A 22516-nucleotide genomic window follows, 5' to 3' on the forward strand; every position below is an offset into this window, starting at 1 on the left:
GTCAGCCCCCGTTACTGGTGAACGTTGTGATAATGGCCAGAAGGTGGAACGGCAGCGGTTGGCGCTGCTGAATCAGTAGCGTGTCCTCGCCTTTCTCCCAGCCCAATTTTCCGAAGTAGTGATCGCCGGTAAACTGTGGCGCCGGCTGGTTAAGGATTTTCGGGCCGAAGGTACGGAACGGGATAACTTGGCCGTTGCACTCGGCGCCGGTGGTTTCGAGGAAACGCATTGTCACTTCGCTGGTGCGCTTCTTGGCACTCTGCGTTGTGCCCTCTGTGGTGCCCACTTCTGGCGTGAGCGTTTGGATCGTGGATTCAAAATGCAGACCGATTTCCACGCGGTGAGCTTTTCGCGTCAGGGTGATCTGCCCGCCGGAAACCACCTGCACAGGCATCACAGAACCGTCAGCGACAACATCGACGGTCTGCCCCTCGAGGTGATTTAACCCTGCCCACGTTGTTGCACCGGCCTCGCTGCTGCCGGTTACGGCGGCGTCGGTATACAGCGTAGAGTCGAACACCTCGACATAGCGAACCACCTGGCCGCCAATCTCCCGGCGAACCAGCGCGTAAACAACGTCGTTACTGTCCGACGGGATCGACGCTACCGACTCAAATCCGCCGGCGGTGATCTGGCGTGACCAGGCGATCACCTCCTGCGCCCGGTCGATTGCCATCGTCACCATCACGCCGTCGGTGCGTACCAGCCAAATAAAAGCGTCGGGCTGCTGCTGGTAGGCCATATCGATCACGCCGCCGGCGGTGATGTGTTCTGCCAGCACCGTCATATCGTTGGCGGAATACGAAACAAAACTGTCCGGGTCATAGGCCACGGCATAGAGTTTGCGGCCGGCGCGCTGCACGAACATGATTTCGGTACCGACACGCACCGGGCGGATCCCGTTGCAGCCGTAAGGGCTGGGGTTTTTCACCGAGATATTTGTCGGGGTGATCGCCGCATCGTTGCCAGCGGTGATCGTGAACTCGCCGCCGTACGTTAGCGCGATCAGCGTATTCATCTGCGCCAGATGCACAATCGGGTTGAGCTGGTCGGAAGAAAGCGTAAAACTGATCGCCTTGTCGTCGTCGGTACCCAGCTCAAACGACAGGTAAACGCCAGTTTCGCTGAACCAGATGGTTTGCGGGTACCTGACTGAGCCGGCCAGAACGAGGCGCTGTTGGTGCAGCGTCACTGCGCCAGGGTAGCCGAATTCGTCAGTCCATACCGTGTCTTCGCGAGTCCACGCACCCGGCGACGCTGCCTGTGTGGCGGTTAGGTCAGTGCGGATGACGCCGACGGCAATCTGCTCGCTGGTGATGCTCTTGATCAGCACCAGGCCGCTGTTGATACGGACGTATGAGCCAACATCCTCGGCAACCCAACCGGGGCCGGTGAATGGTGCCGAATCCTCGCTGTCTTTCGGTGGCTCGTCGTCGCTCAGCGTCAGCGTGATTTCTGAGCCGACAAACTCCTTAACTGACGGCTTGCACCATTTTTCCGGCGTATCGCGGATTTCGTCGAACGGCTCAACGATGAATGGGCATGGCTCAAGCACCCAATCAAGCTGCCCGCGCCGTTGCAGTCGGTGAGGCTTCACGCCCTGGTGCACCAGAAACATGGTATCGGCGCCCTGAACGTAATTTACGGCCGGCAGCATGGCGGAGCTGTACGGGCTGGCGATTTCATACGGGGTGTTGTCGTCGTTCACCAGCTGCGCACCGTTCTGGAAAATCCGCAGGTAGCCGTCGCCAAACTCCAAAACGTACGCCTGAGAGCGGTTAAAAACGTAGGGGATCAGCCGGGCGCCGCGGTCGCCGTATTTGGCCACTGCTGCGTAACGGGTGCCAGGGCGACGCATAACACCGCCCTGCACCACGCAAACCGCATTCTCGATCTGCTTGGCGCCGTTGGCGTAACGCGCGATATCAACGCGGCCCATGAGACGCGGGGAAATCTCGCCGGCGGTGAAATTGGTTTTTATCAGGTTGGCGCGCACGGTCAGAACCTCGAATCGTAAGTTGGATAGCCGCCAAGCTCTTCCGGCGGTTCTTCCTGCCCGTCGATAGACTTGGCTTGGCGCAGCAGATAGGCCGCCTCTTGGGTCAGGCTGTCGCGCAGACTAGCGGATGCCGTTACCGCATAGGCCAGCTTGGCCGCCATGGTGGCTTCTGCCAGATTGACTAGCGCCGAGTCCCAGGTCGATTCATCTTCATTGCGGAAGATATAGCGCAGGCGGATCGCGTTTTGATTGGCCAGCAGCTTATTGCCCTCGATGCGGTACGGGATATCGTCCCAATCTTCGCCGACGGACAAGATGCGAATCAGGTCACCCGGTAGCGGGAATTGAAAGCCGAATCCAAACGCTGGCGCCGTGCTGCTGGGTGAAAGCAATACGCGTTTAACCGCGCAATTCCATGGGTGCTTACGCAGCAGGTCATTACGCACTGTCGGGTAAATGTTGGAGCACAGGCGGGCGTGTTCTGTGTTTTCGTCAAAGCTGTTGATCGGATGAGCACCGAGCGCGAGCAAAGCGTTTGAGCAGATAGAAATACTGGAAGCCATAGCGGTACCTCATGAAAAAGGCCGGGGTGTTACCCCCGGCAAGGGAGCGCTGGCATTAAGCGGTGAAGTCGATCGCGACAACCTTGTTTTCGGCTGCGCGGCCGGCGCCATAGGACGCGTCGACAGAAATCTGAATCGTGTTGTTCTTGTCGCGGCGCGGGCCGATATCGGTGTTGTACTCGGCACCGGTACCGAAATGCACTGCAGACTTACACCAGGCGGTGGCGGTCTTGGTGGTGACAGCCGGATCGCCGGAGCTGGCCGAGTCCAGTTTTTCGTATGCCAACCACTTGAAGCCCAACCAGTTGCCGGACACCGCACCTTCCTGCAGCATTTTCACCGCCATGAAATCGGCGCTGGTCAGGGTGGTATCGCTCAGGATCTGCGTCAGCATGTCGGCGTTGTAGGTGATGTAAAGCTCTTCGCCGTTCTGCTCGTCACACTCGTTGCGGCGGAACATGGCCTTGGCGGCGATCAGCTTGGCCTTGGTCATGCCGGTACCGCCGGCCACAATCTTCTGCGACGCCGGCAGCGCCACAGGAGCGTAGGCGCCAGTGTTCGAGGTTTTGCGCAGAACGGTATCCAGCAACGCGCGATAAATCACGTCGTCCTTTTTGCGGTTCGCGGCCGCCAGGGTCAGCTGCAGATATGGCCCCTGCGGGTCGGCGATCAGCTTGCGCAGGTCGCGTTTTTCCACCGGCACGAACACACCGTAATCCGCCATCAGCGCGTTACGTGTGCCAGCTTCAGGCAGATCCCAAACCGTATCGCCGAAGCGCTCGGTAATTGGGTTCATCTCGATGGTGCCCATGTCGTTGATTGTGAACGATGCGCCGGTAATCATCCCGCGATCGTGTACGGCAGCCTGCAGGCGCGAGTCCTTCTGCTGCGATGCGATTTCGAAAGAATCATGGAACTGCTGCACAAAGGCGGCGGTAATCATGTTCTTGTTCGGATCAAAAGCCATTTTTTATCACTCCAAAGATTATCGCCTGAGGGTTATCGGGTTACCGGCCCTGAATACACCAGGCGAGTGGCGCATACGCCTGGCGGGAGATATCAGTTATCCGGCTACCACGCCGGGCTGTTGGAGTGATAATGTGCGAAGTGGGCGGTCGGAATCCCGACCATTTCTGAGGGTGAAAAGAGGATTGTTAGCCAGTACACATGCGGCACTGGCATTAAATCTAATTAAGGCCTGTTTAATATGTTACTAAATTGCTCTGTCGATATTAACTGAATCGTACTCACGCCTCTATCAATACGCTTTATAAAATTAGCTAGCTCCTCGTCTCCAGGGATGCTAAATTTGTTGGAATTAAACTCCCCAACTGCAATTCCTTTGCTTGACAACTCTCTTACATATATATTAATTTCATTTCTTATGCCATCAACCAGATTTATAACATCTTTGTTTATCTCTGAAAACCCTTTAACAAGCAGCTCACTAGAACCTATTTTTTTGACTAGCTCACCTTCTACTTCGCGCAACTCTACTAGCCTGCGCTCGATAAACTGCACATCATCCTTAATGTTTTTATATAACGTTTCTTGATTTTCAACCTCTTGCCTCTTCTTTGAAACATCGGAGGATAGTCCTTTAAAGACCCTCTCCAACTCAGCTATATCAAAATCAACCTTTGCTATTTCTTGCCGTTTCATTGCGATTTCTAAGCCTACGCTTTCTTTTACCATATCCATTGCAGTGGCAGCTTCCACCCTTTTTCGAGCTAAATTCTTTGTAATTTCACACTCATCTATCTCCTTAAGCTCTTTGTTTTTATCAATTGCTTTCTGAGCCCATCTTTGCAGATAAGATATAACTAGCTGAATATAAGGGAATGCAACACTAAAAATAAAACCAGAAGCAACAGGACAGATTAGGTTTTTATATGGGAACTCTCCACTTTTCTTTATTGCAGTAATTCTATTTTCTATACTAACATCACTAAGCATTACAAATAATATATTATCCCAGTTAAACATAATCCATGATAACAAGATAAAACCGAATAATGGCGTATTTATCCTGTCAAGCAGTGTTTTCTTAACTGAATCGATTAAACCTTCATCTTTTGAATCGCTCATACTTCACCCGTGAAAGAACATAAAAATTCAACCGGGTGATAATAAATAAAAAAAATAATCTCTGCAGCTAAAAAAGCCAGCATTAGCACTGGCTTTTTTATTAACCTGGTTAAACGACGGGTTGGTTTCCGAAGCTTCGTTGATAAAAATCCCGCACCTGAGCTGTAACGCGCTCATAGTCAGCATGTTTCGGGTTGGTGTACGCCTCGGACTTCATCAGGTCGCGGATGCTCTGCTGTTCTTCGAGATTGATTTGGCCATTGCCTACAGGGGTATCCTCACCCATTTCTGCACCGATTTTCGCCAGCATGCGGATTACCATCGGGTTGTTGCCGATCTCGTCCATCTTGCCCTGGTCGGTTGGGTCAGCCAGCGACATAAACGCGCGGTGCGCCAGCCCGATATTTTTCTGGAATTCCGCATCGGTTTTCCACGTGCCGCGTAGCTCGGTAGCTGCCGCCTCTTGATCCAGCTCTGCAGCACCGCCCACCAGCGCCGGAGCGCGGTTCATGTACTCGCCGAGGATAAAGCCCATCTGATCGTTAGTGATGCCCTTGGCGTGCGCCGCCTTGAGGAATCCCTGCATCTCAGGGTCGGCCTTGAACTCGTCCCACTTGAAGCCCTCAACTTCAACGGTAGGCGCATACTCGTCTACGGTTTTCGGTGCCGCGCTGGTGCCGCGCTGTTTTTCCAGGTGCGTATAGGACTCGGCCAGCTTGCGCGCGGACCCTTCGATATTGATTTTCCCGTCCTCGCCCATGACGCGGAATTTCTCAGGCACCCAATCATCGCCGCCTGGTTGATTCTGCGCGCCAGTGCTCAGCAAGGAAGTGCTGCCGCCATCGCCGGTGCCTGGGTTGCCGCCGTCACCAGTGCCGCCACCTTCCCCAACTTCGCTAGCCGCATTCATGAATAAGTGTTTAATCTTCCACATCGTCGTTTACTCCGTCTGCCAGATTAAGCTGGCGCAAAATGAAATCGAGCACATCGCGTTGCCCGGCCTTAAAACAGGTTTGGCGGTCACCCTCAGGGCCGCCCTTCACAAAAATCGATCCACCGAAGCGCCGGGTTAATTCATCCAGCACCTCGGTGCCGCCGGCCGTCTCTTCAAACAGCCGCTTGTAATCCAGTGGTGAAACTTTCTTGATACCCATCAGCCCCCCGCCAGTTGTTGGCCAATTGCTTCACCAGCACTCTGTCCTACCGCGCCTGCCGCCTGCTGGCCGGCCTGCATCAGCAATGCCTGTTGTTGCTGTTGTTGCTGCACCTTGGCGCGCTGGTCGCGCAGCGTGGAAACGTCCGCCGACGAGCGCATAACCTTGGCCGGTACCCCCAACGCCTCGCCAACAACGCGGCTTGCTTCGTCACTGTCCATGTTGTCGATAATGTCCGGGTAAACCTGAACCAGCTGCATAACGTTCTGGGCGTAACGCTCAATCGCTGTGACGTCTTCCAGCTTCTGTGCGCGCGCCAGCGGCGAGATATAGCGCACGTTGAAGTTGGCAGCGTTCATGCTCTCCGGCGGCTCAGGGAACACGCCAGCGCGAAACGCGATACCGAAACAGCGCTCAACCAGCGGCTGCAGGTATTCCGCCTGGAATCGTCCGTATACCGGCCCCAGCAACTGGCGGATTAGCGCGACGCGCACATGCACTTCGGTGGCCGTCATGGCCGGACCGTCCTGCGGCTGCAGCTGGTCGGCCATCATGATTTTGCGGATTGACGCCTGCAGACGTTCCTCAGCGGTGAATGCGACGTTGAAATCGGAACCAGTGAGCAGCGGCTTCATGCTGTCGACGCTGTTGGCCACGATGATGCGACGCGGCCCCACCTTCACCGTGCGAGGGTTAAGCACGCCGTCATCCTCTGCGATCCACATGCCTGAAATCGCCAAATCCTGTGCGGCTTTCTCCATGCGTTTGGTTTCGTTCAGCTCCTTGCAATCGGGCAGCGCGTCATAAACCGGGCCGATGCCGTACGAACCGCCGGGGATTTTCATCCAGCGCGGCACGCAGCATGGGAATTCGTGATAGCCGGATTCACGCACCACCTTCTTGGCGGTCACATCGATGTTGTATGACGCGAAGCGAAGGTTTTTAGCCAGGCGCGCGTTAACCATGTAATTCGTACGCGGGAAGATCGCGTGCAGAAAATCAAACTTGTCGTCTGGCTTTTTCTTGGCGGCGTCGCGGATCTTCTCGCTTACGGCATCCTGGCCAAACTCGGCGATCGCCTGCTCGGCGGTCAGCTGGTAGCAGCGGAAAATCGTATCAACGATGCCGTCTTTGCGAGTCGATGCGACGTAGCACTGCGCCAATGGCCACTGCTGGAATGAATAGCCGCCCTCGTCCCGGTCTTCATCGACGTACAGCACAAACCAGCCAGCGCAAACCACATCGAGATTTGCCTCGTAGCCCTCGGCGTCGAAGTTGGCCGCGTGGATGTTTTCCCACACCAGCGTTGCGCAGGTAGAAAGCCACGCTTTGGCATCGTCCGGCAGGGATTCACTGTCGAGATTCAGCCACTGCGCGTTAGCCGGCGTCATGCCGGACATGAGAGCAGACGCCAGCATGCGCGAGCTATCGGTCGCCGTGCCGTCCAGCAGCTTGGCCACCTTGTGCTTTGCGCTCTGGGCGTCCAGCACCTCAGACGAGAAACCAGCGCCGCGCAGCGGGTACGTGTAGTCGTAGCACTCCCGCCAGACACTTTCGTGAACCTGACGGGAAGCCTTGAGCGTGTTCACGCGTTTAATCAGCCTTGCGGCGGTGTCGTCCATCAATCACGCCCCCAGCGTTGATTTGTTGCCTGCCGCCTGAGCGCCGCTTGCGAGCAGTGAATCACCAGCATCGGCGGCGCCCTCTGCACCGCTGGCCAGCAGTGAGGAGCCTTTCTTGCGTTTCTTGCGGCTTGCGGCGTCGGCGTTTGCAGATTTAGCCGCGGCGTCTGCTGCTGCGTCTGCCTCAGCCTGCGGGTCGGTCTGAACTACTTTCGGTGCAGATCCACACATAGCGGTTTCCTTAGCCTGGTACGTGCCAGCCGTGTTCGGTTAAAACAGGTTTGCCTGGTGCTGGCTGCTTTTTGCCCTCTTCGTTCGTCACCATCGGGCTGGTGTCCCGGGTAGCCACATCGGTGGCTTTCTTCACCAGGTTGAGGAATTCGAGGTTATTGGTCAGCGGATGGCCGTTTTCATCGATGAAAGCGTACGCTTCAAACTTCGTGATGATGGCGGCTCCCTGCTCGTTGATAGTTCCCAGTAGCGCGTTACGGGCAGCCAATGCCAATTCTTCTTCACTGCGTTGTGGCTCCTGGACGGTAATCACCGTAGCGCCAGCGGTGGCGGCGTTCAGCTGTTCCAGCGTATTTGCGGGATGCTGCGCGACAGAATTCAACAGCAGCGCGTCAGCAGCGTTTTCATCCGCACGCTGATTTTCCTGCCCCGGGGTTTGGATTTCTTTACGTGGTCGTCCCATTGCGTTTACTCCGTGGGTTGATGAGCGGTCATTGTCTGCCCTGCTTGCGGTCGGATTCCCGACCAATTACCGGACGCTTGAACGTCCACCACTGCCGGTAAAGCACGGTCGGCAGGCTGCCACGGTCTGAGCCTGTTGCTTGGCACCAGAGGGCGATCAACGCCTCGCCGTCACCGTGACGCGGTTCAGATCCCGATTTCCAGCCGAGAACGGCAGATTTCGACACGCCCAATTCCTCGGCGATGCTCTGCGTTGCCATGCGGGTGCGGTTGATATCGGTAATCACGCGAAACCAGTCTGTGCGGAATGTTGCGACGAGAGGCATGATCAGCCCCCTAAACGCGCGCGTGCGCGAGCATAGAGAGAGACGAACACGCCGCCGGCCATTGCAATAAGATGGGCCAAACAGGATTTTGTTCTTTCCCACCGCTGGGTGCCTTTTGACTTTTCTCTATTTCCTGCTGGTCTTAGGGATAGGATTAAATTCTGCATTCGCGCAATTCCTCCACTTCCCTTGTGACTTGTTCCAGCAATTCCAGCTCAGAGCCGTAATTCTTCTCCCATGTTTTCCTTCCTGCGTGCACAGCCACACCATGGCCGCCAATGCGGTGGTGCGGTGGACATAACGGGAGGGTTTGCTTATGGGTAGCGCGCTGTGCTGTTCCCTGTCCTGTGCGGATATGGTGTATTTCAGCTGGGGATGAGCCGTAACCCAGATTGCGGCAGACTACGCAGCCAAGATCTGCCACGTCGGATAACCATTGCTTTTCGTCTTTGGTCGCCATGGTTCCCCCTATGCCGTGTAGCTGAGCAGTTGGGAGGCGGCGTTTTCTGCAGCCTGCTGATTTGGGAACGCGCGGAACAGAATGAAATTCCAGAGCACGTCGATTGTGGCTTTGTAGAGCTGGGCGAACTCAATATCGTCCATTTTCGCGAACGATACGCTACGGGGTTCTTTGCGCTCGCTGCCATCCGGCATCTGGTATGCGGTGTAATGGCCGGATTGGATCGTTACCCAGGCGCGGAATGCCTCGAACGATTTTGCGGCGCTGATATTCCCGGCGCGCTTTTCTGCTACATCCTGCAGATATTCGTCGGCGGCTGCCTGCAGCGTGCTTTCGTTCCCGGCATAATACGCGAGGAATTTCACGTAACCGGTAACCAGCTCTTTGTCGGTCGGCGATATGGCGCCGCCGGTCGGTTCCCAATACTGGAAGCCGAGATTCAGCAGGGAGAAATATTTGCGGTGAAAAGCCGGGTTGCGAGCCTGGCTAAAGTCGGCATACAGGACGGCGCCGATCTTCACTTTGGTTTTCAGGAATTCGATCGCGTCCGGGGTGGCCGGCACTAACAAATTTCCTGCGGATTTTACAAACGAATACTGCGCCATTGGGTGCTCTCCGGTGGCGCAGCAGTTGCTCAGAATTCGAACGGGCTGGGTGTTCAGTCCAGCCCATTAATTATAGCGCGTTTCCATCAGGTCTCACAACTGAATAACCTGCGGATTTTGCCAAATCAATCAACGCGTTAAGTGATGCTATGTGCTCGTTATCCTTAAGGATGCGAGTGCCGGTTATCGCTCCATTCTCACAGGTGACAACCATTCTTCCGGTGCTAGGCAATGACTCACTCAAGTCTTCAATATCAATCAACTAGCTATCTCTTTATTGTGTACCGCAAGCTTATTAGAACACCATGCTGTACAAATAAACAGGTGATAATTCTGTATCATTCTTGATACAAACTCAGTCTAGCTAACCAACTGATTAGTCAATATCGATGCCAGTGATATCCTTAACCTTCTTTTTAGCGTAACCAGCTGCAAGCTGTTTCGCTAGCGTTGACACTGTTGATAGACTTGCATCTTTGAAATTAGATTTTACTGTTTCCCAAGTCTCTTTTTGGTGCAAAGCTTCGATGAATTCATGACCTTTGGCTGTTAGCCTTAATGGGGTTATCGTCCACATGCGGTGGCCATTTAAGCCAACATCCAAACCAAATCCTAGCTTACCGTCGCACCTCCTTAAAAAATCACCATCTTGTAATACTCTCATATGAAATACAAACTTATCTGTATTGTAATCAATCCCACTTTGACTTAAATAATTGATAGTCACATCAGCAGTGGGAGCTAGCTCAAACAAATCCAATAGTTTTTTAACGTAATAAATGTCTATTTTCATGATTTCATCAGAACCTTACCATTGCTTCTTTTATCAATTCCTTATGCTCAGGTGATATAACTTTATCAAACGTCATAATCACCAAGTCATCGTTAACCTTTCTCAAGGACGGAATTTCAACCCCATGCGAACCTTTCAATTCAATCATGGCTTCCAATATGTCGGATAATTTACCACCAAGACCATCAGATCCAAATGCGAGGGAATTTTCACTCGTAGCATTTGCAATATCACCTAAGGGACTTCTTGGGAGGCCCCTGCTATGGTTACTTCTGTTTATCTGCATAGATATTGATTTTTTAAGCTCCTTGAATTCTTCAAGCAGAACCTCATTGAATGAGGCCTCTTTTTCATCCAAACGTGAAACAGTAAATGTGCCAAAGTCCTTGAGAAAGGTAGAATACTCTGGTTCTGATTGTGAGCGCCTGTAGGTTTTTTTTATTTTAGACTCCAGCTTACTCTTAAATTCGTTAATAGACTGATACCTCAAGTCGGAGGGGTACTCAAGATGTTCAATTGATGATATATCAAAAGAAAAAGGAGTCACTTTATCTTTTATAATTATTGTTGGTTTATCAAATGCAAGCCGCATTCCCAATTCAAACATTACATTAGCATTTCTAGAGCTAATATCACAAACAACTATAGGGTTCTTATATAAATTATGAATTATTCGCTTATGGATTACGCCAATATCCTCGTCAAAACTAACCATGCAGGGATCAAACCCTGCCTTTTTGGCTACTTCGCACAAGATACCGTAGACATCAGTCCAATGCCCATCTGGATATCCTGCTGTATTAGCTATTGGCATTACTATCCCGCAAACTGGAGCCCCTCCATTTAGTTCATCAGGTAAATTATTTTCATTTTCATCGTTAGCTTTATTAGCTTTTGCCACTTCACTGCCCCTTTATTAACCAAAATACAAAGCATAAACAACTTATTGTATTTTGGAACGCATGCATCAATCAAAAATTTATTCAAAAATCGAGATTTGTGCACATTATGAGTGATTAGTGCAACTTAACAGAGATGAACATTTTACAACCAAGAAATTAAGCCATCGCTATGATACGATCACGCCAGTAATTCAGGCGTGCTCTGAAATGTTCCCGGTATTGCTCCGGCACCTCTTCAATCGCCACCAGCACCTTTGTGCGGGTGATCTTCCTCGCGAATAAATCGCGAACCAGGCCACAGGCGCGCAGGTCGAACTGTTCTAAATCGCGTTGTTCCTGCGTCCAGGCGCCTCGATTGAATGGCAGGCCGGGCGGCAGATAGTCCGATTGCCCGGCCATGGTTTATGCCCTCGATTCAGCCGCCAGACGGCGCATAACGTCTTTTTCCCGTGGGGGTAACCCACTTGCCACGCTTTTCTGAATTTCGCGTCGTATGGCCGTTAGAGGCTTCAGAATGTGCAGCACACGATCGAGGGGCATGCGGAGCATCAGCGCGATGCACTCGGGGGAGCGTCCTAGACGCTGCAGCTCGTAGATACCGGTCATCACCCGGCGGCCGTAGCTGATACGGTCACCGATTTTGATGATTGGGCTGGATTCAGCTGCCGGCCGGGCGACGCGCTGGGGTTTTGGCGGTGGGCAGTACGGTGCGCGGGAACGGGCGCGGGCTGCTTGATTGATGCGGTCAAGGATCGCCGGCGCGTGGTCGCAGCCGTCATCCATCACAAACCGCTTATCGCGGATCATTTCGTTGATAGTGCTCATGGTCTTTCCTCAAGTTAGAAATAACCGATGTTGGTCAAGCATCGGCTCCTAAGTAGTTTTCAATTAAACGATGTAATCACCTCATTAGTAATTAAATTTATATTTTTAGAGAACACACCAACCATTAATAACAGCCAAGCCATTTGAACACTATAAATAAACTTATCTCTTGAAGTGATAATACTATTTCTTTCCTTATTGCACATATAAGCACATATCCTTTGATTTCCACTTATGACAAACATATGTTCCTTTCCTGAAATTTCCTTACCATTTTCATTGATGAATGTATAATCAACATCAAGATCCATTTTTGTAATCCCAGGGAGCTCCGCCGCTGAACCACTCACATCATATATTTCGAATGGATCCAGATTCGCAGCTTTGTTTTTAATAGCCTCATTATCGAATCCAAGGGAAACCACACTATGCGCAAACATATTTCTAATATCTTTTATCAATTTCAGTTGCTTGTATATAGCAACATCGAAGATACCAAGGTGAAGAGCCATCGTTATTTTATGTTCAAAGTCTTTTAACATGGAATGTGAAGCAAAGGTTTCCAGGTCAAAATTTGGATTTATCTCCATAAGTTTAGAAACTATGCTAACCTCTAGAATTCGTTCGAGATATGCGCCCCCCATGATAACAGCCTCAAGATCATCTTTCTCATCTAAGTCGCAAACCAAAATACTAAACCGATAAGAGTCAGGTGTTTGCTTACTTACTTTTATTTTCCGCGTCTTCTTGTTGTTCATGGTTACTCCGTTATCTATATTCCCTATTTACATTAACATTTGATGTTAGAACTTCTTAGTAGTATATGGCCGTTCCATTTTTTTTAACTGCCCTGCGTCATTCTGATTTCGAGTTGTCTCCAAAGCCAGCGCCTGATCACAAGCGACGAAGTGGCCGTTTTTAAACTCCTGGTAAACCGTGCCGCCGGGGCCGAATCGGTTTTTACCAACGATGATTTCTGCGTAGCGAGCCGCCGGACCGTCCGGGTTATAAACCCCGTCGCGGTACAGCAACACGATGCTGTCGGCGTCCTGTTCAACCTTGCCGGATTCGCTGAGGTCGGACATTGTCGGCCGCCGGGCGGTGACCGGGCGATCATCGACTTTCCGCGATAACTGGCTCAGCGCCAGCACCGGCGTTTTGCTCCGCATGGCCATGGTTTTCAGGCTGCGGGAAATATGGCCCATGGCCAGATCATTGCGCTCTGCTTTCGGCTTGGCGATCAGACCCAGATAATCGACCATGGCGACGGCCAAATGCGGATATCGGCGTTTGTGGGTTTCGGTGATTGCGCGGATCTGGTCAACGTTCAGATCGGTCGAGTCAACAATCCAAATATCGCGGTTGTTCAGCACCTCCAGCGCCGTGTGTATGCGGCCCCAATCCTCGTCGCACAGCGATTCCGGCTTGCGCAGCTTCGACACTGACAGGTTTCCGGCCCCGGCGACGGAGCGCTCAACCATCTGCAGCGCTGCCATTTCCATGCTGAAAATCAGCGCCCCGCCACCGTCGCGCGTAGCTCCCTCGATCACCTTCAACGCGAATTCGGTTTTACCCATGCCCGGGCGGCCGGCGACCACAATCAGATCCTGCGGGTTCCAGCCGCCGGTAATCGCATCCAGCTCAGCAATCCCGCTGTACAGGTTGCGCATTCCGGCGTCGCCCTTCATGCGGCGATCCATCAAGTCCATGTAACCGCCCAGCAGCTCGCCCAGGTGAACCGGCACCACGCCGCCGGTATCGGCAGACATTTCGATCAGCTTGGTTACAGACGACTGGATCGCCGCGTCGCGCTGTTCTTGGTTTCTGGCGTTGCGGATGCTATCGGCGCCATCTTGCAGCATCGTGGCCATTTGGCGGCTGCGCCAGCCCTTGGTTGCCAGCGTCGCGAAGCCTTTCAGGTTGGCCAGTGTGCCGGGCATGCGGCTGACTTCCACCAGCGAAGCCAGGCTATCGCCGCCGAGCGCCTCGCTGATCAGCACCACGTCGATCACACCGTGCGTCAGCGCCTGTTTTTTAATTTCCCGGTAAGCCTCGCGGTAAAACCGGATGCTGAACGCGTCCTCTGGCATGGTGGCGATTACGTCCAGCGCGTCAGGCGTGGCGCCGCCAACCAGCAGGCCGCTCAGCACGGTCGCTTCCATCTCCTGCGGTGTCATAGCGAACCCTCGCGGGTTTTAACCAGCACTTCGGATCGGAGCAGGTAATCGAATCCGGCGCGCCAGCCGCGGTTGTTGTCGCCGAAGTAAAACGGCCCAGCAGTATCGGCGAACGTCTCGAGGTAGGCTTTCACCGCGTCAAGGGTCGGTTCATGCAGCTCGCCCAGCAGGCGCTTGATTTGGCGTTTGCGCTTGTCGTTCAGCTCCTGCACCTTTGGCAGACGATCACCCAGAATTTCGTTGTAGGCGTCAGCCACGTCCTGATATTTAATTTTTGACTTATCCGGCGCGCCAGCGTCGTCCCCCTCCTGGGGGTTAGGGGGTGATTCATTGACTGGTTCAAAAGACTGACTGATTCTGGGTGCAGGAGCTGCACCACCCCCTGGTGCAGGAGATTCACCACCTGGTGCAGGAGCTGCACCACCTGGTGCAGGATTTGCACCACTGCCAGATAAGGTGATGTGGTAAACATTTGAGCGATTAAGCCCATTCTCCGCCAGGCGTTTTTCGATGCGCACCAGCCCATCTTTGACCAACTGTCGAATGTGATTTTGCACCGAGCGCTCGGAGATCTCGCACTGCTCTGCGATGTAAGGCACCGATGGCCAGCATTCACCCTGATCGCTGGCATTGTCGGCCAGTTTCAGCAGCACAAGTTTACGCAGCGGGTTGCCGACTTTGATTTTCATGGCCTGCACCATCATTTCCATGCTCATGATCAGATCCCCAGCGAGTCTGCAAGCTGGCGGCACGCGTCCTGGTACTGCTCTGGCGATAAATTTTCCTCACGCAGCGCGGCCTTGCCCTGCTCGTATTGTTCCCAGACGGCATGCGCGGCAGCCTGGCGATCTTCAAATATCGGTCTGATATCTGCGGCGTTGGCGGGCATGCCATTCAGGCGCCAGCCGTTCCGGTATGTGATGTGGTTGGCTTGCATTGGTCTTTCCTCGGTACAAAGTTTTACGCGGCGCTGGTCAGGCGCTGGGTTTCCTGCAGGGCGACAAGAGCGCCGGCAATGCGCTGCGGCGTATCACATGCGCCAAGCAGGATTGCAATAATCGCGGCAGCAAATTCACGGATGGCCACCGAAAGCAAATACTGCTGAGTTGGGCCAGCCAGCCGGGCACGCCGTTCCGCCGGCAGCGCAGCGAGCATGGCGTCGGCCAGCTCCTGCACCTTCTCACGCGCAGCTTTCGACTCGCTGCGCATGTGGCGAAATATCGCCTGCCGGTTGGTGTTGATCGCCCGCCAGTCCGCGCCGCCGGTTTCATCTTCGATCGGATACAACCGAACCCGGTCACCGTCGGCGCCGAGCTGGAACCATGCGCGGGTGATCTCGATGGCAACGTGTTCCTGCCCCTGCTCCGCCGCCCAGCTCACGATCTCGTTTTTCAGTTTCTCGATGTTTTCCACTTCGCGTCTCCTGTCGCTCGAACCCGATTACACATAATCAGATTTCGGTGGGGTTGGTTGTTAAGCTGCTGTCTGCTCCGGTAGACCATCGCGAGCATTTGGGTATAAATCCGGGCGCAGTTCGTGAGGTGTGACTTTGAATCCAGTTGCTGCCGCCCATTTGATAACGCTCGCACTTCCGAGCTCGCATGAACCTGCGATCACGCGGCTCACATAGCTTTGAGAGGAGCCAACTGCTACGGCGAAATCTTGCTGCCGGATGCGGGCGTCGCCCAAGTAGCTTTTTAAGTCCATCACCTTTCCTCGTGTTGATGTGATGAATTAATATTACCGCCACGAATATTTATAAGTCAAGCGTAGCGGTGATTGGACGATATTAGAATTGCGAATAAAATGGACTAATGAAGAAAAAACCGCTCGATATCAAAGACCAAGAAGCCGCTGATCGCTTGCGGAAAATCTGGAACGAGAAGAAAGTCACGCTCCGCCTTACCCAAGAAAAGGCAGCGGACGCGCTCGGTTTCGAAACGCAATCAACTGTCAGTCAGTATTTAAACGGGAAAAACCCGTTAGGTACTGACGCAGTTCTTAAATTTGCTGCTCTTTTGCAGGTCAGGCCCGAAGAAATTAAGCCCGAACTGGCTGAGCTGATGAACTATGTGCGAAAGTCAGGTGAGTATAACGAAGACCTGGCGGCGCCAGGATGGCAAATTCTAAGACCAGAACAAGCCGAATTGCTCAGCCTATACGAAAGACTTCCTGAAAGTGAAAAGTCGAGACACATGGCTGAATTGAAAGAGAAAGTTTCTGATTTCGATAGGCTTTTCAAAGAACTCCTCGCCGCAAGAAAACAATAACCCGATCAGTACAAACCCGCCGTGTGCGGGTTTTTTATTTTTTCTCACCATAAGAATCAACCACATATCACATTTACGCATATTTTTATTACCGCTACGCTTGACTGTTTAATATTCGAAGCGGTAATATCCATCCCATCAACAGCGCACTAACACTGCAGCGGTTGTTCAGAAATGTTCCGCCAGCCGGGCGATACGCGGCAAAGGATTTAAACGTGGTGGTCGTAACTTCGGGGCGTTGTTCTCGGCCACCACAACCCGAAAGACATTGCTGTGTGTAATCTTTCGTCCCGCGCGCCGGGGCAATTTTTTCACCCAGCAGATTGAGGAAAGACCAGCGGCCTGACCAGCCTGACAGCCGGGAAAGACCGGCAAACTCAAGACGTAAAAAAACCCGCCGAAGCGGGTTCTTTTACCCCGGCGCCGACCAAAGCAACCGGGAATGATACAGGGGACCAACCCTGTATCGAGGAAAGACCAATAACCCATGGAGCTACTGATCAGCTCCGATTATATCAGGAGTCGCTATGAAAGCACTACAGATACCCGTCATGCTGTTTATCCACGCGAACGTTAGCCAGTACACCCAAGAGAAAATCTCTGTGTTCACCATGGACATGTCTCAGTACCCGGAATACGTGCTGCTGGAAACCCGCACAATCCACATCGACGTTAACCAGCCTGAACCGATCGACATCATCGGGAAACAGGTTGAAGCGTTGAAGCTGGAAAAAGCCCGTCTGGCCGACGCCACTTACAAACGCATTGCCGAGATCGACGATCAGGTGCAGCAGCTGCTTTGCATTGAGCACTGCCCTGTCGACGCCGACGAACTCCCGTACTGAGGGCGTGGCCATGAATATCGAAACCCACAACCTGAGCGCCGAGCTGGCGCTGTGGCAACGCCATGATGAGGCCGGGCAACGCGACCAATTTGAAGCCGCAGCGACGCACGGCTATTCCGACGAGGCGATCGAGGTTTTCACACACATCGATGGCACCGCCGCCGACACCCGCGACCGCCTGCTGATGGCCGTAATGATGGCAACGCCGGACACCCTGCAGCAGCGCCAGCGTGAGCTTTACAACTGGTATTGCGACAACGTGAAAGCCGTAGCGCACGAGAAGTTTTAACCCACCCCGGCGCCTGACCAGCGCCGTTTTTAAACAGAGGAAAGACCAAAAATGCCTATCTACATTTCACTTTTTGAGCCGAAGAAAAAGGCCCAGGTTAATGGCGCCGTGCCGCTAGTGATCGCGTTGGAAGCGCCAAACAAGCGCGCAGCCGAAAGCATCGCCACCGGCAAACTGTACGAAGCCTACCCGGAGGGCGGCGACAACTTCTTCAATCCGAAAACTGTCGAAGATCAGACCGGTCACCCTCGCCCGGCCGTCGGTCAGTTTGATGAAAAGTTTGCCGCTGAGAACGTGTTCGACGGCAACGCGTGGACGCCAGAAGAGCCAGAGCCGGAATTGCCGGCCGGGCCTATCGACCTGATGGCGCAACCTGCCAACGTTCGGATCGCCGCCGTTGTGATGTACGGTGATGCAGAGATCGATAATAGCCAGTTATCGCTGGTTGTGGATTTGCTCAATGACGAGGAAACGCCAGATGATACCGGCATGCGCGCGGTGATCGACGGGCTAGTATCGGTTCCCGCTGTCGGCGCCATGTCCCCCGCATCCGTCTACAAATTGGTTTCAGCGCTGTTCCAAAACACTACTGCCATGCCGACCGAAGAAGCCACCACCGCATTCGCGCAGGCCTGGGTCGACAAGCCTGACGATCGCGAAAACCTGACGCAGAACAGCACCAGCACCAGCACCAGCACCAGCACCAGCACCAGCACCAGCACCGACAATGCCAGCGGCGCGGCCGACTACAACACCCTGAGCATGCACACGGCGTTATCGATCATGGGCGTTAATCCTGCGGATGCGAAAGCGGCTGACGTGAAGAACGCCAAAGAGATTATCGCCAACCGCGATAACGCCTGGCGCGCGTGGGACAAAACGCTGCGGGTGATCGTCGGCATTCTCAACGTCGAAACCGATGTGCGCCACGGCATCATTTCCGATGGACTGAAAAACCTGAAGCTGATCAGCGACGACGCAGAACGCCTGCACTTTGTGAAATCCCGTCTTGCTGGCCACCCTGCATGCGCCGATCTGGCGGACTATGGCAAGGACGACGAGAAGCCGGTCGAGGTGGCCAACCTTGGCGGCGGCCGCTTCTCAATCGACGGCCTGATCAGCAGCGGTGAGCAGCAGCATGCGGAGACCGGACCGGCGCAATCTGCCGCCTCAAATCAGGGTGAAAAAACGGAAGTGGCGCAGCAGCAAGTTACCGACACCGCGGCGGCGCAGGCCAAACAGCAACTGGATCAGATGGGCTATGGCGTTTACGCCAACGCGCCAGCGGAGAAATCTCCGCAGCTGCAGCAGGCAGAAGAGAATGCCGACCGCGCCGAAGCACTGGCGCAGCAGCTGAAAGCCGACGATTTCCAGCAGCGCGCCGCGCAGGTTGCCCAGGTGATCGCCGAACAGCCAGCGGAAGCCCAGCAGAATCTCGATATCTGGAAGCGCGTTATGCGCACAGATCCTCGATATACGAAGCCGATCGAGGGGGCCGGTTATGTCGGTACCAGCATCAACAGCGAATACATGTTTATGCGCGCAACCGAAATTTTTGGCCCTATCGGTACGGGCTGGGGCTTTGACATTGTAGAGGAGAAGATGATCGCCGGCGCACCAATGAGCGAAGCCGTATTCGAGGGCGGAAAAATTATTGGTAACCGCATTCTACGCGATGCAGACGGTTCTATCTTGTTCGAGCAGAACCACAGCCTGCTGATCGAGTTTTGGTATGTTCTGAACGGCACCAAAGGCCGAGTTACGGCATATGGCGCCACGCCATATATGTACAAAACGAAGCGCGGTTTTATGGCTGACGGTGAGGTGATGAAAAAGAGCCTCACCGACGCAATCAAAAAGTCGCTGTCCATGCTGGGCTTCTCCGCCGACGTGTTCCTGGGTTGGCACGACCTGCCGGAATATCGCGAAGAAAACGCCACCGAGTTCGCGATCAGAAATGCCAGTGACAAGGCCGAAGACGTAACGCGCCTGCGTGAAGAACTGGACGAGAAGCTGGCAAAAGTCGCCGACACAATCACATCTGCTGTAACAGTCAACGAGGCCAGCAAGGTTCACGCCTCCATCGCTCGCGAGGTCGAAACGCATCGCAAGGCCGCTGAGGCAAAAGGCGATGCCGATCATGCCAAGTACCTAGCCGGCCGCCTACGCCGCCTCACCGCACTGAAAGATGAACGTATCGCCGCATTGTCCGAGGAGAAAGCATCATGAGCACTACCGCCATTGCACTGGCCGCTGATTACGCCAAGTTTCACGAACTGATCGAAGCCTCAGACGATCTGACGCCGGAGATGATCGCCGACACGCTGGAAGGTATCGAGGGGGCACTCGGCGACAAGCTGGACGCCGCTTTTATCCACGTTCGAAACATCGAGGGGCAAGCCGACACGCTGGCGGCGGAAATCAAACGCCTGACCGACCGCAAAAAGTCATTCGAGAACCGCGCCAATTCGATCCGAAAGTATGTGCTGGCGTGCCTGCTGGCCAGCGGTCAAGGCTCCATTAAAACCACGGCGAACACCTTCACGGCGCGCAAAGGCTCCGCCAGCGTGGTGGTCGACAATGCCGACCTGCTACCGGATGAACTTGTGACGGTGAAAACTGTGGTAGCGCCGGACACGAAAGCCATCAAAGAGGCAATCGAGAACGGCGTGGAAGTCAAAGGCGCACATATCGAAATCGGCGAACCGTCGCTGCAGGTGCGGTAATCACCCGGCCCCGGCGACGGGGCCACTACTGAGGATTTCCCATGCTGAGAATGTACCTGGCCAAAGGCGATGCGGTGCACGTGACCTTCCCTGACGGTACCACCGGAATCATTGAGGCCGAGAGCCGTGGCGAGCTGGCTTTCCATTTCCCGCAGTCTGTACGCCTGACGCGCGAGAAAGAGGCCTTTAAAAAACCGATTACGCCTAATCAGAAATAATCACTTCCGCCATGTTTGCATTGTTGGAAACCACACAACGGGGAACAGCAATGCAACCATGGCAACCAGGCGCCCGCCTACTCTCTGATTTCGATATCAAGATCGGCCGGCTGTCTGCCAGCGTCAGAAAAGCGACGCTGAGCGATGACGATATCACCCGGGCGTGTCGTGTGACCGACGACGTGATCGCCCGCATAACGGGGAAAGACCATGAGCACCAACAACGAACTGCTGACCGACGAGGAGCTGATCGAGATGACCGGGTATAAATATCCGTCAAAGCAATGCGAGGCGCTCGCCCGCGCTGGCATATCTTTCATTAAACGCCGGGACGGACGTCCACGGGTAACATGGGCCCACGTTAACGCGGCTCTGTCCGGTTACCTGGCGCCAGCTGTCACGGAAGAGAACACGCCTAATTTTGATGCGATGTGAGGGATCATGGCAGGCAAACGGAAAAATGCAGCAGACAACGCGTTACCAAAGCGCGTTTACCGCGGCAAAACACAATACGAGTTTCACCCGGCCGGCGGCGGCTCAATCTCGCTTTGCGCATTGGATTCGCCGCTGTCGTTGGTATGGGCGCGATTTGAGGAAGAAAACTCCGGCGCACAGAAAAAGCGAACCTTCAATTTTCTGGTTGAAGACTTTTTTGGATCAGCTGATTTTGCCAACCTGAGCACCGAAACGCAGAAGGACTACCGAAAGTATTCTGGCAAGGTGCTGCCAGTGTTCGGGAGAATGCTACCTGATGAGATCAAACCGCAGCACATCCGCCAATACATGGACAAGCGCGGCGTAAAGAGCACCACCCAGGCGAATCGCGAAAAATCATTCATGTCTCGCGTGTTCCGCTGGGCGTACGAGCGCGGCATGGTAAAGATGAATCCGTGTAAAGGCGTGAAGCAGTTCAAAGAAAATGAACGGGAAAGGTATATCACCGATCAGGAATATAGCGCGCTGTATTCAGTCTCACCGCCCCTGGTACAGGCAGCGATGGAGCTGGCCTATCTTTGCTGCGCCCGGCAAGGCGACCTGCTTTCCCTGTCAAAATCACAGCTGTTGCCGGAAGGGATTTTTATCAAGCAGGGTAAAACGGGCAAGAAGCAGATCAAGGCATGGACAGACCGGCTTAAAGCTGCGATTGCCCTCGCCGCAAGCCTACCGCTAAAGGATGGTGTGGTGAGTATGTACGTTCTACACCAGCCTCGAGGACATCGATATACGCGGGATGGTTTTAATAGCCGCTGGCAGGCCGCCAGGGAGCGAGCTGCCGCCGAGTTTCCAGAGCTGAGTTTTGATTTCACTTTCCATGATCTTAAAGCCAAAGGCATTTCTGATCTGGAGGGATCACTCACCGAGAAGCAGGCGATTTCAGGGCACAAGAGCATCAGCCAAACAGCAAGATACGACAGAAAAACCAAGATTGTGCCGGTGGTCGGCGGGCAGTAATTATTCAGTGCGCGCGCATAGAGTAAAAACGATGTTAGGAATGATGTTAGGATTGGGAGTGCAGAAACAAAAAAACCGCCTCTCGGCGGTCTACGACATTACTACTTATTGCTTTGATTATTCGGTATTTTCGTTCCCTGGTACCCGGGGCGGGACTTGAACCCGCACAGCCATAAGCCGAGGGATTTTAAATCCCTTGTGTCTACCGATTTCACCACCCGGGCTCGGGAAAGTTGGAGGCGCGTTCCGGAGTCGAACCGGACTGGACGGATTTGCAATCCGCTACATAACCGCTTTGTTAACGCGCCTTTATTCTGTTTTGCCTTTTCAGGCCAAAGCCGGTGAATCACCCACTTCGTTTTGTTCTTCGGGATTGCGATGATAAAATCGCTCATCCTAATTATCTGATTCTTAAGTAATTTATTTCGTTACTGCCGAATCGATGGACTGCATTATGGACTAAACCCCCCACCTTGGCAACCCCCCGAAATAGCAAAAAGTTCTCTAAC

30 protein-coding genes and 2 tRNA genes are annotated in these 22516 nt (G+C 53.7%); 8 read left to right on the top strand and 24 right to left on the bottom strand.

The annotated features are described in order from the left end of the window. Position 1: 1 nt before the first annotated feature. The 22 genes from IMX17_RS09130 to IMX17_RS09235 all read right to left on the bottom strand — a co-directional run bounded on the left by IMX17_RS09130 (position 2) and on the right by IMX17_RS09235 (position 15914). Entirely contained in the window at positions 2–1996 is a 1995-nt protein-coding gene (locus tag IMX17_RS09130) for a hypothetical protein (RefSeq protein WP_193549642.1), read from the bottom strand. 2 nt (positions 1997–1998) lie between these two features. Beyond that, positions 1999–2562: a hypothetical protein gene (locus tag IMX17_RS09135; protein ID WP_193549643.1), complete on the bottom strand. Its 564-nt coding sequence runs from the start codon at positions 2560–2562 to the stop codon at positions 1999–2001. Between the two features lie 55 nt (positions 2563–2617). After that, entirely contained in the window at positions 2618–3529 is a 912-nt protein-coding gene (locus tag IMX17_RS09140; protein ID WP_193549644.1) for a phage capsid protein, read from the bottom strand. Positions 3530–3753: 224 nt separating this feature from the next. After that, positions 3754–4650: a hypothetical protein gene (locus IMX17_RS09145; protein ID WP_193549645.1), complete on the bottom strand. Its 897-nt coding sequence runs from the start codon at positions 4648–4650 to the stop codon at positions 3754–3756. Positions 4651–4759: 109 nt separating this feature from the next. Further along, positions 4760–5584 (bottom strand): hypothetical protein, encoded by an 825-nt coding sequence (locus tag IMX17_RS09150; protein WP_193549646.1) that lies wholly within the window; start codon positions 5582–5584, stop codon positions 4760–4762. Then, positions 5571–5804, bottom strand: a complete 234-nt coding sequence (locus IMX17_RS09155; protein WP_193549647.1) for a hypothetical protein — start codon at positions 5802–5804, stop codon at positions 5571–5573. The genes IMX17_RS09150 and IMX17_RS09155 overlap by 14 nt, the downstream gene beginning before the upstream one ends. After that, entirely contained in the window at positions 5804–7426 is a 1623-nt protein-coding gene (locus tag IMX17_RS09160) for a portal protein (RefSeq protein WP_193549648.1), read from the bottom strand. The genes IMX17_RS09155 and IMX17_RS09160 overlap by 1 nt, the downstream gene beginning before the upstream one ends. A 3-nt stretch (positions 7427–7429) precedes the next feature. Then, positions 7430–7657, bottom strand: coding sequence for a hypothetical protein (locus tag IMX17_RS09165; RefSeq protein ID WP_019456281.1), 228 nt, complete (start codon positions 7655–7657; stop codon positions 7430–7432). A 10-nt stretch (positions 7658–7667) separates the two neighbouring features. Then, on the bottom strand, positions 7668–8120 hold the full coding sequence (locus IMX17_RS09170) for a hypothetical protein (protein ID WP_193549649.1): 453 nt from the start codon (positions 8118–8120) through the stop codon (positions 7668–7670). A gap of 28 nt (positions 8121–8148) precedes the next feature. Then, entirely contained in the window at positions 8149–8445 is a 297-nt protein-coding gene (locus IMX17_RS09175) for a hypothetical protein (protein WP_060433296.1), read from the bottom strand. Positions 8446–8599: 154 nt separating this feature from the next. After that, on the bottom strand, positions 8600–8905 hold the full coding sequence (locus IMX17_RS09180) for a Ref family recombination enhancement nuclease (RefSeq protein WP_193549650.1): 306 nt from the start codon (positions 8903–8905) through the stop codon (positions 8600–8602). Between the two features lie 8 nt (positions 8906–8913). Beyond that, on the bottom strand, positions 8914–9510 hold the full coding sequence (locus tag IMX17_RS09185) for a DUF1367 family protein (protein WP_060426453.1): 597 nt from the start codon (positions 9508–9510) through the stop codon (positions 8914–8916). 376 nt (positions 9511–9886) lie between these two features. Further along, positions 9887–10303 (bottom strand): DUF2513 domain-containing protein, encoded by a 417-nt coding sequence (locus IMX17_RS09190; protein ID WP_193549651.1) that lies wholly within the window; start codon positions 10301–10303, stop codon positions 9887–9889. Positions 10304–10310: 7 nt separating this feature from the next. Continuing rightward, a complete protein-coding gene (locus IMX17_RS09195) occupies positions 10311–11204 on the bottom strand; it encodes a hypothetical protein (protein ID WP_193549652.1) in 894 nt (297 codons plus the stop codon). Between the two features lie 157 nt (positions 11205–11361). Next, positions 11362–11604, bottom strand: a complete 243-nt coding sequence (locus tag IMX17_RS09200; protein ID WP_193549653.1) for a hypothetical protein — start codon at positions 11602–11604, stop codon at positions 11362–11364. Between the two features lie 3 nt (positions 11605–11607). Next, positions 11608–12030 (bottom strand): hypothetical protein, encoded by a 423-nt coding sequence (locus tag IMX17_RS09205; protein ID WP_193549654.1) that lies wholly within the window; start codon positions 12028–12030, stop codon positions 11608–11610. Between the two features lie 59 nt (positions 12031–12089). Continuing rightward, positions 12090–12788: a hypothetical protein gene (locus IMX17_RS09210; protein WP_193549655.1), complete on the bottom strand. Its 699-nt coding sequence runs from the start codon at positions 12786–12788 to the stop codon at positions 12090–12092. 45 nt (positions 12789–12833) lie between these two features. After that, entirely contained in the window at positions 12834–14207 is a 1374-nt protein-coding gene (locus IMX17_RS09215) for a replicative DNA helicase (RefSeq protein ID WP_193549656.1), read from the bottom strand. Beyond that, positions 14204–14923: a helix-turn-helix domain-containing protein gene (locus IMX17_RS09220; protein WP_193549657.1), complete on the bottom strand. Its 720-nt coding sequence runs from the start codon at positions 14921–14923 to the stop codon at positions 14204–14206. Before IMX17_RS09220 ends, IMX17_RS09215 begins: the two co-directional genes overlap by 4 nt. Before the next feature lie 2 nt (positions 14924–14925). Further along, complete coding sequence (locus tag IMX17_RS09225) at positions 14926–15144, bottom strand: hypothetical protein (protein WP_193549658.1); 219 nt, start codon at positions 15142–15144, stop codon at positions 14926–14928. 23 nt (positions 15145–15167) lie between these two features. After that, positions 15168–15620, bottom strand: a complete 453-nt coding sequence (locus IMX17_RS09230) for a toxin YdaT family protein (protein ID WP_193549659.1) — start codon at positions 15618–15620, stop codon at positions 15168–15170. A gap of 60 nt (positions 15621–15680) precedes the next feature. Further along, a complete protein-coding gene (locus tag IMX17_RS09235; protein ID WP_072265290.1) occupies positions 15681–15914 on the bottom strand; it encodes a YdaS family helix-turn-helix protein in 234 nt (77 codons plus the stop codon). A gap of 107 nt (positions 15915–16021) precedes the next feature. Between IMX17_RS09235 and IMX17_RS09240 the strand changes: the two genes are divergently transcribed. The 8 genes from IMX17_RS09240 (at position 16022) to IMX17_RS09275 (ending at position 22007) form a co-directional block, all read left to right on the top strand. Next, the gene (locus tag IMX17_RS09240) at positions 16022–16477 is read left to right on the top strand and encodes a helix-turn-helix domain-containing protein (RefSeq protein WP_060431576.1); all 456 of its coding nucleotides are present in this window, start codon (positions 16022–16024) and stop codon (positions 16475–16477) included. A 527-nt stretch (positions 16478–17004) separates the two neighbouring features. Next, positions 17005–17322, top strand: a complete 318-nt coding sequence (locus IMX17_RS09245; RefSeq protein ID WP_193549660.1) for a hypothetical protein — start codon at positions 17005–17007, stop codon at positions 17320–17322. A 10-nt stretch (positions 17323–17332) separates the two neighbouring features. Further along, positions 17333–17611: a hypothetical protein gene (locus tag IMX17_RS09250; protein ID WP_193549661.1), complete on the top strand. Its 279-nt coding sequence runs from the start codon at positions 17333–17335 to the stop codon at positions 17609–17611. Positions 17612–17662: 51 nt separating this feature from the next. Beyond that, positions 17663–19840, top strand: a complete 2178-nt coding sequence (locus tag IMX17_RS09255) for a hypothetical protein (RefSeq protein WP_193549662.1) — start codon at positions 17663–17665, stop codon at positions 19838–19840. Further along, a complete protein-coding gene (locus IMX17_RS09260; RefSeq protein ID WP_193549663.1) occupies positions 19837–20337 on the top strand; it encodes a siphovirus Gp157 family protein in 501 nt (166 codons plus the stop codon). The genes IMX17_RS09255 and IMX17_RS09260 overlap by 4 nt, the downstream gene beginning before the upstream one ends. Before the next feature lie 41 nt (positions 20338–20378). Further along, positions 20379–20555: a hypothetical protein gene (locus IMX17_RS09265; protein ID WP_168166355.1), complete on the top strand. Its 177-nt coding sequence runs from the start codon at positions 20379–20381 to the stop codon at positions 20553–20555. Between the two features lie 210 nt (positions 20556–20765). Next, positions 20766–20990: a DUF4224 domain-containing protein gene (locus IMX17_RS09270; protein WP_060448284.1), complete on the top strand. Its 225-nt coding sequence runs from the start codon at positions 20766–20768 to the stop codon at positions 20988–20990. A 6-nt stretch (positions 20991–20996) separates the two neighbouring features. After that, on the top strand, positions 20997–22007 hold the full coding sequence (locus tag IMX17_RS09275) for a tyrosine-type recombinase/integrase (protein ID WP_193549664.1): 1011 nt from the start codon (positions 20997–20999) through the stop codon (positions 22005–22007). A 138-nt stretch (positions 22008–22145) separates the two neighbouring features. Here IMX17_RS09275 and IMX17_RS09280 read toward each other — a convergent pair. Continuing rightward, positions 22146–22231: transfer RNA gene (locus IMX17_RS09280), tRNA-Leu, on the bottom strand. Positions 22232–22241: 10 nt separating this feature from the next. After that, positions 22242–22315: transfer RNA gene (locus IMX17_RS09285), tRNA-Cys, on the bottom strand. Positions 22316–22516: the final 201 nt, after the last annotated feature.

Source organism: Serratia sp. X3, from assembly GCF_014982455.1.
Lineage (GTDB): Bacteria > Pseudomonadota > Gammaproteobacteria > Enterobacterales > Enterobacteriaceae > Serratia > Serratia ureilytica.